Raw genomic sequence first — 12,311 nt, 5'->3', positions numbered from 1 at the left:
CCGCGCACCCGCGGGGCGCGCGACAGGCCGCGCTCAGCTCTTGGCGCGCCCGCGCCCCGGGACCCAGAGCACATCGCCGCCCGGATTGGCTGTTCTTGACAGGATGAACAGCAAGTCAGAGAGCCGGTTGAGATACTTTGCCGGGAGCGTGCTGGTTCGGTCGGGATCCTCCGCGATCAGCGACCAGGCGGCGCGTTCCGCGCGGCGAGCGACCGTGCGCGCCACGTGCAGCAGCGCGGCTCCCGCGGTGCCGCCCGGCAGGATGAAGGAGTCGAGCTTGGAAAGCCGGTCGTTGAAGTCGTCGCACCAGCCCTCCAACCGCTCGACGTACTCCTCGGTGATCCGCAGCGGCGGATATGCCGGCTCCGGCTCCACCGGGTTGCCCAGGTCGGCCCCGACGTCGAACAGGTCGTTCTGGATCTGGGCCAGCACCTCGCGCACCTCCGGGTCGAGGTCGCCCAGGGCAAGCGCGACACCGAGGGCGGCGTTGCATTCGTCGACGTCGGCGTACGCGGTGATCCGCGGGTGGGTTTTCGCCACCTGCTCGTTGTTGACCAATCGGGTCGAGCCGGTGTCGCCGGCCTTCGTGTAGATGCGGGTGAGGTGGACGGCCATGACGAACAGCCTACGGACGCCCTCGCGGAACGACCTCGAGGCCGGCACACCGACCGTGACTCCTACGATGGCCGACGTGGATCTGATCCGGGTCGAGGGAGGCGCGCGGCTGGCCGGCGAGGTCGCCGTGGTCGGCGCCAAGAACTCCGCACTCAAGCTGATGGCCGCCGCCCTGCTCGCGCCGGGCCGCTCCGTGATCACCAACGTTCCGCGGATCACCGACATCGCGATCATGGCGGAGGTGCTCCGCCGGCTCGGCTGCCAGGTGGAGATCGCGCCTGAGGCGGTGCCCGCGGGCCGCGGCGGGCCGGCGCCGTCGGTCGAGGTGACCATCGACGTGCCCGACGAACCGGGCACCGAGGCCGACTACGACCTGGTACGCCGGCTGCGCGCGTCCATCGCCGTGCTCGGGCCGCTGCTGGCCCGCCGCGGCTACGTGCGGGTCGCCCACCCCGGCGGCGACGCGATCGGCTCCCGCGGCCTCGACATGCACGTCGCCGGCCTGGCCAGGATGGGCGCCGAGATCTCCGGCGAGCACGGGTTCGTGATCGCCAACGCGCCGCAGCGCCTGCAGGGCGCCACGATCTGGCTCGACTTCCCCAGCGTCGGCGCGACTGAGAACCTGGTCATGGCCGCCGTCCTGGCCAAGGGCAGCACCGAGATCGACAACGCCGCCCGCGAGCCCGAGATCGTCGACATCTGCGAGATGCTGATCGCGATGGGCGCCAAGATCGAGGGCGTCGGCACGTCGACGCTGCGAGTCGAGGGCGTCGAGACCCTCTCACCGGTACGCCACGCCACCGTCGGCGACCGCATCGTCGCCGGCACCTGGGCCTTCGGCGCCGCCATGACCCGCGGCGACGTCCTCGTGACCGGCGTCAACCCGGCTTTCCTCGAGATAGCGCTCGACAAGCTGGCCTCCGCCGGCGGCGTGGTCGAGAGCCAGCCCACGGCAGTCCGGGTACGCATGGACGACCGCCCCAAAGCCGTCGACATCGTCACGCTGCCGTTCCCCGGCTTCGCGACCGACCTGCTCCCCATGGCGATCGGCCTCGCCTCGGTCAGCGACGGCGCGTCCCTGGTCACCGAGAACATCTTCGACGGCCGCTTCATGTTCATCAACGAGATGGCCCGCCTGGGCGCCGACATCAAGACCGACGGACACCACGCCGTCGTACGCGGCCGCGACCGCCTCTCCAGCGCCCCCGTCCGCGCCACCGACATCCGCGCCGGTGCGGGCCTGGTGATCGCCGCCCTCTGTGCCGACGGCATCACCGAGGTCTCCCACGTCCACCACATCGACCGCGGCTACCCGGACTTCGTCGGCGACCTGGCCGCCCTCGGCGTCGAGGTCCGCCGCGCCGCCGCCCCAGAAGACCCCCAGTTCTCCTTCTGACCGCCACCACACCCCGACCCCGAAGCCAAGCGCCAACGGACTCAGGAGCCGCGCCAGCCCGCTCGCCGGCGGCGAGGCATCGCGCCCGGGCGCAGGGCTCTACGACGCTGCTGGAGCCGTTGTCGGCGTGACTTGCGGTGCGTCATCGATCGTCCGCGGCCAGACGGCCCCTGCCAATCGCCTCTGGCTCATGGCCGTTCGGAGACCGCCCTCCCGAGCGCCAGACTCTGATGGCCGCTTGCCGTAGCCGCGTGAGGCGACACTCGCGAACGCCGCTAACCGGGCGCTGTCGGTTCGCGTCCCGGGACGACCGTCCCGAACGCCGCCAGCCGGCGCCGCTGGTCGGCTGCCGACCCGAGACGGCCTTCCCTACGCCGCCAGCCGCCGCCGCTGGCCAGCAGCCCACCCAACACGATTGAGGCCTGCCTTCGATCGCCGGCCGAGGACGACGGCGAAAGGGTGCTTCCCACTGGCCAGCGGCGCGCCGGCCAGCGGCGTTGCGGAGGGTCGTGTCGCAGCGGCTGCCGGCTGGCGGTGCGGTGGAGGGTCTTGTCGCGCGGGCTGGCGGTGCCGGCTGGCGGTGTCGGCTGGCGGTGGTGGAGGGTCGTTCGCGCGGCCGGCCGGCCGCGCCGGCTGGCGACGTCTGCTGCTGCGGTCGGGAGCAATCGTCGGTCGCCCTCCGTCCCAGTGACTGCCTGAAACTGCGTTGTTCATTCCCCCACGGGGCTGGGCCGCTTGGCGGCTCCCCGGCGGCTTCTGCCGCCGCCGCGCGAACGGCCATCGCCAGCACGGAGCCGGTCGGTCCACGGGGCGTACGTGTCGGGGCATGTGCGTACATGGAAAAGCGGTCCGCCGTCGGTAGAGGTCGGCCCGCCGGGCGACACGCCCGGGTCCGGGTCAGTCGGCGCTCGTGTCCAGGGCGCCGCCTCCGACCAACCGGCGCGCGTGGGCCGCGTTTTCGCGGAAGACCAGGATGCGGGTGCGGCCGGCCGTGCCCGGGGCCACCGTGGAGCGGATGCCGTTGGCGGTCAGGCGGCGGCGTAGTTCGCCCGCGTCCGCTTCCGTGCCTGCCTGCGCCACCGTCACCAGCAGGCCGAAGTCCGGTCCCTCGTTCGTCGGTTTCGCGCTCATTCCCGGCCCCCCGCCGCTCGGCTCGTCGGCCGGGGGCCGACCAGCCGGCCCCGACCAACGATGCGCCCGCGGGCGCCCGCGAAAAGGGAACGGCCAGGCGCCAACCGGCATGGGCACAGTCTGTCAAGAACCGACCCGGTCCGGCGTGGAGTCCGTCACAGCGGTGGGCTGACCGATCGTTCACCCGGGCGACTAAGTTCCTTGGCAGGCGCATACGGGCTTTGACTCAAGGGAGAGTGCGGCATGGCGGGTCGGCTGGCGGTCATCGGGGCCGGACTGATGGGGTCGGGGATCGCCCAGGTGGCGGCGCAGGCCGGGTGGGAGGTGACGCTCCGCGACCTGGACGACGCGGCCACCTCGCGCGGGGTGGCGACCATCCGGAAGTCGCTGGAGCGGTTCGCGGCCAAGGGGACGATCCAGAGCGACGACGTCGAGCCGGCGCTCGCGCGGATCACCACCACGACCGACCTGGGCGCGGCGGCGGACGCTGACATCGTGGTCGAGGCGGTGTTCGAGCGGCTCGACATCAAGCAGGACGTGTTCCGGGAGCTCGACAAGATCTGCAAGGCCGACGCCGTGCTGGCGACGAACACCTCGGCCATCCCGGTGACCCAGATCGCCGGGGCGACCCAGCGGCCGGAGAACGTGGTGGGCACGCACTTCTTCTCGCCCGTACCCATGATGAAGCTCTGTGAGCTTGTCCGCGGCTACAAGACCACCGACGAGACGCTGGCCAAGGCCAAGGCGTTCGCGGAGGAGATCGGCAAGACCGTGGTGGTGGTCAACCGCGACGTGGCCGGGTTCGTGACCACCCGGTTGATCTCGGTGCTGGCGCTGGAGGCGGTCAAGCTGGTCGAGTCCGGGGTGATCTCGGCCGAGGACCTCGACACCGCCTGCAAGCTCGGCTTCGGGCACGCGATGGGCCCGCTGGCGACCATCGACCTGACCGGCGTCGACGTGATGCTGCACGCGGCCCGCAACATCTACACGGACACCGCTGACGAGAAGTTCTTCCCGCCGGAGCTGCTCCAGCGGATGGTGCTCGCCGGCGACCTGGGTCGCAAGACCGGCAAGGGCTTCTACGAGTACGAGAGCTAGAACTAGGCCGCCGGCGGCCAGTCGGGCACCGAGAGGCGGGGGCTCTGGTAATCCGGAGGCCCCGCCTCGATCCACGAGGAGAAGCCCGTCACCGTCGACAGGGCCATCGCGATCTCGACCGGGGCCTGGTGGCCGACGCAGCGGAGGATGACCCAGTCGCCGGGCATGGTGAGCCGTTCCTGGCCCTCGGGCAGCCGCCGGCCCGCCACCGTCAGACCGCGGCGGGACAGCACGCGCTTGGGGCGGATGGCGAAGCTGAACAGCCTGTACCACCGCATCTCGTCGTCGACGAAGCGGGCGAAGCCCGGTGACCAGCCGCGGCCGTCGAGCATCGTCGAGAGCCGCAGGTCACAGCGGATCGTGCCGCCGGCGCGGGCGTAATAGGCCCGGCGGGCGAACAACAGGACGATCAGGGCCAGGAGCAGCGCGAGGCCGATGGCGATCCACTCGATGATCAGCATCGGCCCGGCTCCGTCAGCGGGTCGAGGACTCGGCTGGCGTCGCGCTCTCGGCGAGGACCGTGACGCCAGTCTCGGTGACGGAGAGGAAGCCGCCGGCCACGTCGTAGGCCAACTGCTGGCCGCCGTCGAGCTTGATGCGGATCTGGCTCGGCTCGGCCAGCTGGCCCAGGAGCGGCGCGTGACCCGGCAGCACACCAAGCTCGCCCTCGGTGGTGCGGGCGACGAGCATCTCGGCCTCGCCGGTCCACACCTTCTCTTCGACGGACACGAGCTCGACATGGAGCTGATTTGCCACTATGGCTCCTCTTCGACGCCGGACCCGGGCGAGGGGGTCGCCCCGGTGTCGCGGTGGAATTGGAGAGAAGTCTAATCGGCGCGGACGCCGAGAACGGACCAGGGGTGCCCCCTGTGTGCGAAGGCACCCCTGCCGGGAGATCGTGTTACTTGTCGCGGTTGATCATTTCGGGATGCTGGGCGATGTACGCGTCCGCGGTGTCGGCGCGGATGGAGGCGAAGAAGCCCTGCGCCGAGGCGTCCAACGCCTCACCGGCGTATTTGCCGTTCTCGCTGACGCCGCCGCCCTTGAGCTTGATCATGGTGATCGAGTCCTGCCGCATGCCCTTGAGAGCGAAGCCGAACTCGGCGACGCTGTGGCCGCGGCCGTTGAACACCAGCGACTCACCGGCGGCGCGGAGCACCTTGTCGAGCTTGGGCAGGTCGGTCATCACGTTCTTGCTCAGCACCTGCTGCGCCATCGCCTTGACGAACTGCTGCTGGTGCCGCTGGCGCCCGTAGTCGCCACCCTCGACCGTGTAGCGCTGCCGCACGTAGTCCAGCGCCTGCCAACCCTTGAGCTTGTGCGTGCCCTTCTTGTAGACCGCCTGGGGGCCGTAGTAGGGGTGGGCACAGCCACCGCACTGGCGCCTCGGCCGGGCCTTACCGTTGGGCTGCAAGTGCTCGGAGAGCACCTCGTCCTCGTCGACATACATCGTCACGCCGCCCATGGCGTCGACGATCTTCTTGAAGCCCGCGAAGTTGACGATCGCGCCGGCATCGAACCGCTTGATGCCCGTGAACTGGCTGACCGTCAGCGACAGCAGCTCGAAGCCCTTGGCCCGGTCGGGTGTGCCGCCGCCCGGCACCCGTGCCCCGTGCGACATCGCCGCGTTGAGCTTCTCGCGGCCCCCGTTGTAGCCCGACTTCGGGAACGCCGGGATGTCGACGAGCGTGTCGCGTGGGAGGGAGAACAGGTAGCCGCGGTCGAGCCCGGCCGGGATGTGCATGATCATGATGGAGTCGGCCAGCGGCAGCGTCGTCGCGTCGCGCGGGTCGATGCCGACCAGCAGGATGTTGAGCGGGCCCTTGATGTCGCTCTTGGCCTCGACCTTGGCACCGTCGCCGAACAGGTCCTCGGTGGTCACCGCGCCCTCGTAGCGGGCCAGCAGCGCCTCCGAGGTGACCAGCAGACCGCCGCTCGCGACCATCAGGATCGCGCCGAGGACGGTGCACCAGCGGGCCCAGCGCGGGATCCCGGAGCGCTTACGCGACTTCGCCGAAGCCGAGGCCGAAGCCGAAGCACCTCCAGCGCCGAAGTCCCCTGGAGCGGCGCCCGGTGTGGCCTTGCCGGTCGCACCGCGCCCGGTCGAGCGGCCCGATGAACCGCTGCCCGACCTTCTCGCCATCGAAACTCCTTGTCGTCGATCCCCGTGTGCCGCATTCCGTTATGGAGACGTGTGCAGCGGGGCCCGCCGTTGCGCCCGAGAGCCTATATCTCATGTCTGAATGCGGCTGCCCGGGTCCACCCCATGCGAAAACGGGCCAAACGCCAACGATCCAGGCACCCTGCGGGGTGCCTGGATCGCTCTGCGTAAAGGATGCTCAGTCCTTCATCAGCTCCGCGGCCTTGCGCTCGAGGTCCTCGAGCCCGCCGCACATGAAGAAGGCCTGCTCGGGGAAGTGGTCGTACTCACCCTCGGAGATCTTCTTGAACGCCTCGATGGTCTCCTTGATCGGCACCGTCGAGCCGGGAACGCCGGTGAACTGCTCCGCCGCGTAGGTGTTCTGCGAGAGGAACCGCTCGATCCGGCGGGCCCGCTGCACGGTCACCTTGTCGTCCTCGGAGAGCTCCTCCATGCCGAGGATGGCGATGATGTCCTGCAGGTCCTTGTAGCGCTGCAGGATCCGCTTGACCTCGGACGCGACGTTGTAGTGCTCCTGGCCGACGAACTGCGGCGCGAGCAGGGTCGACGAGGACGCCAGCGGGTCCACCGCCGGGTAGATGCCCTTGTCGGAGATCGACCGCTCCAGGTTGGTGGTGGCGTCGAGGTGGGCGAACGTGGTGGCCGGCGCCGGGTCGGTGTAGTCGTCGGCGGGCACGTAGATCGCCTGCATCGACGTGATCGCCTGACCACGGACAGAGGTGATCCGCTCCTGCAGCTGGCCCATCTCGTCGGCCAGGGTGGGCTGGTAGCCCACCGCGGACGGCATGCGGCCGAGCAGCGTGGAGACCTCGGAACCGGCCTGCGTGAAGCGGAAGATGTTGTCGATGAAGAGCAGCACCTCCTGCTTCTGCACGTCGCGGAAGTATTCCGCCATCGTCAGCGCCGAGAGGGCGACGCGCAGCCGGGTGCCCGGCGGCTCGTCCATCTGACCGAACACCAGCGCGGTCTGCGGGAGCACGTTGGACTCGGTCATTTCGGTGATGAGGTCGTTGCCCTCACGCGTACGCTCGCCGACGCCGGCGAACACCGAGGTGCCACCGAAGTTCCGGGCGACGCGGGTGATCATCTCCTGGATGAGCACCGTCTTGCCCACGCCCGCGCCGCCGAACAGGCCGATCTTGCCGCCCTTGACGTAGGGGGTCAGCAGGTCGATGACCTTGATGCCGGTCTCCAGCATCTCCGTCTTCGGCTCGAGGTCCGCGAACTTCGGGGGCTCGCGGTGGATCGGCCAGCGCTCGGTGACCTCGAACTTCTCGCCCTCCTTGAGGTTGAGCACCTCGCCGATGGCGTTGAAGACGTGGCCCTTGGTGATGTCGCCGACCGGAACCGTGATGCCGGTGCCGGTGTTCTTCACCTCGGCGCCGCGGACGAGGCCGTCGGTGGGCTGCATCGAGATCGCCCGCACCATGTTGTCGCCGAGGTGCTGCGCGACCTCGAGCGTCAGCGTCTTGTCGCCCTCGGCCAGGTGCACCTCGACGTGCAGCGCGTTGTAGATCTCGGGCATCGCGTCGCGCGGGAACTCCGCGTCGACGACCGGGCCGATGACCCGGACGACACGGCCCGTGGCCGTGGTGGTCGGAGTTTCAACAGTCGCAGTCATCACGCTTCACTTCCCGCCGCGGCCAGCGCGTTCGCGCCGCCGACAATCTCACTGATCTCCTGGGTGATCCCGGCCTGCCGCGCGGAGTTCATCTGGCGCGTGTAGGTCTGGATCATTTCTTCCGCGTTGTCGGTCGCGCTCTTCATCGCCCGCCGGCGCGCCGCCGACTCGCTGGCCGCCGAGTCCAACAGCGCCGCGTAGATGCGGGTGTTGACGTAGCGCGGCAGCAGCGCGTCGAGCAGCGCCTCGGCCTCGGGCTCGAACTCGTACGCCGGCAGCAGGCCCTCCGACTTCGGCCGGTCCTCGACTTCCATCGGCCCGATGATCCGGGTCACCGGCGCCTGGGTCAGCAGGGACTTGAACTGCGTGTAGACGATGTGCAGCTCGTCGACCCCGGTGACCGAGTCGGCGCCCGGGCCGTCGTCGGTGTCGTCCGCGCCGTGGGTGAACGCCTCGATCAGCGTGTCACCCACCGTGCGGGCGTCCTCGAACGACGGCTGCTCCGAGAAGCCCGTCCAGCTGGCCTCGATCGGCCGCTGGCGGAACCGGTAGTAGCCGACGCCCTTGCGACCGATGACGTAGAGCACCGGCTCCTTGCCGTCCTCGCGCAGCCGCGCGATGAGCGACTCGGCGGTCCGGATCGCGTTGGTGCTGTAACCACCGGCCAGCCCACGGTCGCTGGTGATGAGCAGCACCCCGGCCCGACGCACCCGCGGGCGCGGCGTGAGCAGCGGGTGGTCGATGCTGGCGTTGGACGCCAGCGCCGACAGCACACCCGTGATCGCCTGGGCGTACGGCAGCGAAGCCTCGACCCGTGCCTGCGCCTTGGCGATGCGGCTCGTCGCGACGAGCTCCATCGCCTTGGTGATCTTCTTCATGCCCTTCGCCGAGCGGATGCGCTGGCGAAGGACGCGTACCTGGGCCGCCATGCGGTGCCTACGCCTTCTCTGCCGGCTGGTCGGTGTAGCGGGTGACCGACTCGCTCTCGAGCTCGCCCTCGGTGGCCTCGGCCGGCGGCTCGTTGACCGTGGTCGTCTCGCCGCGGGCCAGGAAGTTCGCCTTGAAGTCCGTCAGGGACTTGTCGAGCGCGCCCGCGATGTCGTCGTCCCACTGGCCGTCGGCGATCGCCTGCAGCGTCGCCTTGTCGTGCCGCCGCACGTGGTCGAGGAAGTCCGCCTCGAACCGCCGCACGTCGCCGACCGCGACGTCGTCGAGCTTGCCCTCGACGCCCGCCCAGATCACGACCGCCTCCTCGGCGACCGGGTACGGCGAGTAGTTGGGCTGCTTGAGCAGCTCGACCAGCCGGGCGCCGCGCTCGAGCTGCGAGCGGGACGCGCGGTCGAGGTCCGACGCGAACGCGGCGAACGCCTCGAGCTCGCGGTACTGCGCCAGGTTGAGCCGCAGCGAGCCGGCCACCTTGCGCATCGGCTTGACCTGGGCGGCGCCGCCGACCCGGGACACCGAGGTGCCGACGTTGATCGCCGGGCGTACGCCCTGGTTGAACAGGTCCGGCTCGACGAAGATCTGGCCGTCGGTGATCGAGATGACGTTGGTCGGGATGAAGGCCGAGATGTCGTTGGCCTTCGTCTCGATGATCGGCAGACCGGTCATCGAGCCCGCGCCCAGCTCGTCGGAGAGCTTCGCGCAGCGCTCCAGCAGGCGGGAGTGCAGGTAGAAGACGTCACCGGGGTACGCCTCGCGGCCCGGCGGGCGACGCAGCAGCAGCGACACGGCACGGTACGCCTCGGCCTGCTTGGACAGGTCGTCGAAGACGATGAGGACGTGCTTGCCGGCGTACATCCAGTGCTGGCCGATCGACGAACCCGTGTAGGGCGCGATGTACTTGAAGCCGGCCGGGTCGGACGCGGGCGCGGTGACGATGGTGGTGTATTCCATCGCGCCGGCCTCGTCGAGGATGCCCTTGATCGACGCCACCGTGGAGGCCTTCTGGCCGATCGCGACGTAGATGCAGCGGACCTGCTTCTTCGGGTCGCCGGACGCCCAGTTGTCCTTCTGGTTGAGGATCGTGTCGAGCGCGATCGTGGTCTTGCCCGTCTTGCGGTCGCCGATGATCAGCTGGCGTTGGCCACGGCCGATCGGCGTCATGGCGTCGATCGCCTTGATGCCGGTCTGCATCGGCTCGCTGACGGACTGGCGGGAGACCACGTTGGGCGCCTGGAGCTCGAGCTCGCGGTAGCCCTCGTTCTCGATCTCGCCGAGGCCGTCGACGGGGTTGCCCAGCGCGTCGACCACGCGGCCGAGGAACTTGTCCCCGATCGGCACGGAGAGCACGCGGCCGGTGCGCTTGACGCGCTGGCCTTCGTCGATGCCGGAGAAGTCACCCAGGACCACGACACCGATCTCGCGGGCGTCGAGGTTGAGCGCCACGCCCAGCGTGCCGTCCTCGAACTCCAGCAGCTCGTTGGCCATGGTCGAGGGCAGGCCCTCGACGTGGGCGATGCCGTCACCGGCGTCGGCGACGGTGCCGACCTCCTCGCGGGAGATGTCGGGCGTGTAGGAGGAGACGTAGCGCTCCAGGGCGCCGCGGATTTCCTCCGACGAGATGGTCAGCTCGGCCATCCTCTGCTTCCTCTATTCAGGCCCGGGTTACCGGTGCGGTGTCAGGGTCGTAGACGGGGGTGTCAGCGCTGGGAGAGCGCCTTGCGGGTGTCGTTGAGGCGGCGCAGCACGGTGCCGTCGTAGAGGTCGGAGCCGACAAGCACGCTCATGCCGCCCAGCACCTGCGGATCGACCGTCTGCTTGACAGTGACGTCTCGACCGTACAGTTGTGACAGCTTCGTGCCCAACCGGCGCTCCTCGTCATCGGACAGAGGCGCAGCGACGGTGACATAGGCGACCTGGCGATCGCGCCGTTCTGCGGACATTTCCACCATGCGGGTCAGTGACCCCTGGAACGACCGGCCACCGAAGCCGCCGAGGGCCACCTCGACCAGCCGCAACGTGATCGGCCTGGCCTTGCCCTCGAGCAGCGCCTTGGCCAGCTCGGCCCGCTGGGCGGGCGGAGCCACCACGTCGGAGAGCGCGCCGGACAGCTCCGGCGAGGCGTCGACGACCTGCCCGAAGCGGAACAGCTCGTCTTCGACCTCGGCCAGGTCGTCGGCGCGGTCGGCGCTGGCCAGCAACGCCTCGACGCCCAGCCGCTCGGTGGCGTCGAGCAGCTCGGAGGCGGCCGACCAGCGGCCGCCGGCCAGGGTGGTGGCCAGCTCGAGCGTCTCGTCGCCGACCTTGCCGGTGAGCAGCGAGCGGATCAGCTCCGCCCGGTCCTCGCCGGGCCGCCCCGGGTCGGACAGCGCCCGCCGGAGCGTCGGCTGCCGCCGCAGCACGTCGGCCACCGACAGCAGCTCGCCACCGGTGGTCGCGACGTCGGCGGCGGACGCCCCGGCCGCGTAGGAGTCCAGCCGCTCCGCGGCGGAGCGGAAGGACTCCCGGCTGACGCCCTGCATCAACGGCTCCCGGTCGACTCGAGCTCGGACAGGAAGCGGTCGACCGTGCCACGGCGGCGCGCCTCGTCGGTGAGCGACTCACCGACGATCCGGCCGGCCAGGTCGACGGCGAGCGTGCCCACCTCGGCCCGCAGCTCGCGCACGATCTGCTGGCGCTCGGCGTTGAGCTGCTCGCGCCCGGCGGCGATGATCCGGTCGGACTCCTCACGGGCGCGCGCCTGGATCTCCTGCCGGATCTCCTCGGCGTCGGCCCGCGCGTCGTCGCGGATCTTCGCTGCGTCGGTGCGCGCCTCGGCCAGCTGCGCCTTGTATTGCGCGAGCAGCTGGTTGGCCTCGGCTTGGGCCTCTTCGGCCCGCTTGAGGCCGCCCTCGATCGCGTCGACCCGCGCCCGGAAGGTCTCCTCCATGCGCGGGAAGACGAACTTCATCAGCACGAAGCAGAGCACCGCGAACGCGACGCCGCCGACCACGATCTCCTGCCAGAGCGGCAGGATCGGGCTGTGCTCGACGGCCCCTTCCGCTGCTAGGAACATGGAAACCCTCCTGGTTGCTTCGGGTCAGCCGGCCCAGATGAAGCCGAACGCGATACCGAACAGCGCGAGCGCCTCGACGACGGCGAAGCCGATCCAGACGAACGGCAGGGTCATGCGGGACGACTCGGGCTGGCGGGCGGTCGACTGGATGTAGGACGCGAAGATCAGCCCGACGCCGATGCCCGGGCCGATGGCGGCGAGGCCGTAACCGATTGCGGCAACGCTGCCCTCAACTGCGGCGATGTCCATTGCTGAGGTTCCTCCTGGTTATCACGCGTGACGTTCACGCGGG

13 protein-coding genes are annotated in these 12,311 nt (G+C 70.1%); 2 read left to right on the top strand and 11 right to left on the bottom strand.

Features of this window, described 5'->3' with window-relative positions; genetic code table 11:
• Positions 1–33 precede the first annotated feature (33 nt).
• Positions 34–615 carry a cob(I)yrinic acid a,c-diamide adenosyltransferase gene (locus tag O7635_RS15855; RefSeq protein ID WP_278081194.1) on the bottom strand — a complete coding sequence of 194 codons (582 nt, stop codon included), beginning with the start codon at positions 613–615 and terminating at the stop codon, positions 34–36.
• A 67-nt stretch (positions 616–682) separates the two neighbouring features.
• Here O7635_RS15855 and murA point away from each other — a divergent pair, with 67 nt between their 5' ends.
• Positions 683–2,011: a UDP-N-acetylglucosamine 1-carboxyvinyltransferase gene (murA, locus tag O7635_RS15850; protein WP_278081193.1), complete on the top strand. Its 1,329-nt coding sequence runs from the start codon at positions 683–685 to the stop codon at positions 2,009–2,011.
• Between the two features lie 897 nt (positions 2,012–2,908).
• Here murA and O7635_RS15845 read toward each other — a convergent pair.
• Positions 2,909–3,142, bottom strand: coding sequence for a hypothetical protein (locus O7635_RS15845; RefSeq protein WP_278081192.1), 234 nt, complete (start codon positions 3,140–3,142; stop codon positions 2,909–2,911).
• 243 nt (positions 3,143–3,385) lie between these two features.
• On the opposite strand from O7635_RS15845, the gene O7635_RS15840 reads away from it, so the two are divergent.
• On the top strand, positions 3,386–4,240 hold the full coding sequence (locus tag O7635_RS15840; RefSeq protein ID WP_278081191.1) for a 3-hydroxyacyl-CoA dehydrogenase family protein: 855 nt from the start codon (positions 3,386–3,388) through the stop codon (positions 4,238–4,240).
• Positions 4,241–4,242: 2 nt separating this feature from the next.
• On the opposite strand, the gene O7635_RS15835 is transcribed toward O7635_RS15840, so the two are convergent.
• From O7635_RS15835 to O7635_RS15795, 9 genes are all read right to left on the bottom strand, one after another.
• The gene (locus O7635_RS15835) at positions 4,243–4,701 is read right to left on the bottom strand and encodes a DUF2550 domain-containing protein (RefSeq protein ID WP_278081190.1); all 459 of its coding nucleotides are present in this window, start codon (positions 4,699–4,701) and stop codon (positions 4,243–4,245) included.
• Between the two features lie 13 nt (positions 4,702–4,714).
• Entirely contained in the window at positions 4,715–4,996 is a 282-nt protein-coding gene (locus O7635_RS15830) for a F0F1 ATP synthase subunit epsilon (protein ID WP_278081189.1), read from the bottom strand.
• 145 nt (positions 4,997–5,141) lie between these two features.
• Positions 5,142–6,383, bottom strand: coding sequence for an LCP family protein (locus tag O7635_RS15825; protein WP_278081188.1), 1,242 nt, complete (start codon positions 6,381–6,383; stop codon positions 5,142–5,144).
• A 196-nt stretch (positions 6,384–6,579) separates the two neighbouring features.
• Positions 6,580–8,025 carry a F0F1 ATP synthase subunit beta gene (gene atpD / locus O7635_RS15820; RefSeq protein WP_278081187.1) on the bottom strand — a complete coding sequence of 482 codons (1,446 nt, stop codon included), beginning with the start codon at positions 8,023–8,025 and terminating at the stop codon, positions 6,580–6,582.
• Entirely contained in the window at positions 8,022–8,951 is a 930-nt protein-coding gene (locus tag O7635_RS15815) for a F0F1 ATP synthase subunit gamma (protein ID WP_278081186.1), read from the bottom strand. The genes atpD and O7635_RS15815 overlap by 4 nt, the downstream gene beginning before the upstream one ends.
• Positions 8,952–8,958: 7 nt before the next feature.
• The gene (gene atpA / locus O7635_RS15810) at positions 8,959–10,602 is read right to left on the bottom strand and encodes a F0F1 ATP synthase subunit alpha (RefSeq protein ID WP_278081185.1); all 1,644 of its coding nucleotides are present in this window, start codon (positions 10,600–10,602) and stop codon (positions 8,959–8,961) included.
• A 62-nt stretch (positions 10,603–10,664) separates the two neighbouring features.
• A complete protein-coding gene (locus O7635_RS15805; protein WP_278081184.1) occupies positions 10,665–11,486 on the bottom strand; it encodes a F0F1 ATP synthase subunit delta in 822 nt (273 codons plus the stop codon).
• Positions 11,486–12,019 (bottom strand): F0F1 ATP synthase subunit B, encoded by a 534-nt coding sequence (locus O7635_RS15800; RefSeq protein ID WP_278081183.1) that lies wholly within the window; start codon positions 12,017–12,019, stop codon positions 11,486–11,488. Before O7635_RS15800 ends, O7635_RS15805 begins: the two co-directional genes overlap by 1 nt.
• A gap of 24 nt (positions 12,020–12,043) precedes the next feature.
• Positions 12,044–12,268: an ATP synthase F0 subunit C gene (locus O7635_RS15795; RefSeq protein WP_089246440.1), complete on the bottom strand. Its 225-nt coding sequence runs from the start codon at positions 12,266–12,268 to the stop codon at positions 12,044–12,046.
• Positions 12,269–12,311: the final 43 nt, after the last annotated feature.

This window comes from Asanoa sp. WMMD1127 (assembly GCF_029626225.1).
Classification (GTDB): Bacteria; Actinomycetota; Actinomycetes; order Mycobacteriales; family Micromonosporaceae; genus Asanoa.
This window is presented reverse-complemented; position numbering and strand designations above follow the sequence as displayed.

Excerpts from the sequence above, each read along its gene's own strand:
- atpA (WP_278081185.1), bottom strand. The coding sequence starts at position 10,602 with ATGGCCGAGCTGACCATCTCGTCGGAGGAAATCCGCGGCGCCCTGGAG.
- O7635_RS15805 (WP_278081184.1), bottom strand. The coding sequence starts at position 11,486 with ATGCAGGGCGTCAGCCGGGAGTCCTTCCGCTCCGCCGCGGAGCGGCTG.
- O7635_RS15800 (WP_278081183.1), bottom strand. The coding sequence starts at position 12,019 with ATGTTCCTAGCAGCGGAAGGGGCCGTCGAGCACAGCCCGATCCTGCCG.
- O7635_RS15795 (WP_089246440.1), bottom strand. The coding sequence starts at position 12,268 with ATGGACATCGCCGCAGTTGAGGGCAGCGTTGCCGCAATCGGTTACGGC.
- O7635_RS15845 (WP_278081192.1), bottom strand. The coding sequence starts at position 3,142 with ATGAGCGCGAAACCGACGAACGAGGGACCGGACTTCGGCCTGCTGGTG.
- murA (WP_278081193.1), top strand. The coding sequence starts at position 683 with ATGGCCGACGTGGATCTGATCCGGGTCGAGGGAGGCGCGCGGCTGGCC.
- O7635_RS15855 (WP_278081194.1), bottom strand. The coding sequence starts at position 615 with ATGGCCGTCCACCTCACCCGCATCTACACGAAGGCCGGCGACACCGGC.
- O7635_RS15840 (WP_278081191.1), top strand. The coding sequence starts at position 3,386 with ATGGCGGGTCGGCTGGCGGTCATCGGGGCCGGACTGATGGGGTCGGGG.
- O7635_RS15815 (WP_278081186.1), bottom strand. The coding sequence starts at position 8,951 with ATGGCGGCCCAGGTACGCGTCCTTCGCCAGCGCATCCGCTCGGCGAAG.
- O7635_RS15835 (WP_278081190.1), bottom strand. The coding sequence starts at position 4,701 with ATGCTGATCATCGAGTGGATCGCCATCGGCCTCGCGCTGCTCCTGGCC.
- O7635_RS15825 (WP_278081188.1), bottom strand. The coding sequence starts at position 6,383 with ATGGCGAGAAGGTCGGGCAGCGGTTCATCGGGCCGCTCGACCGGGCGC.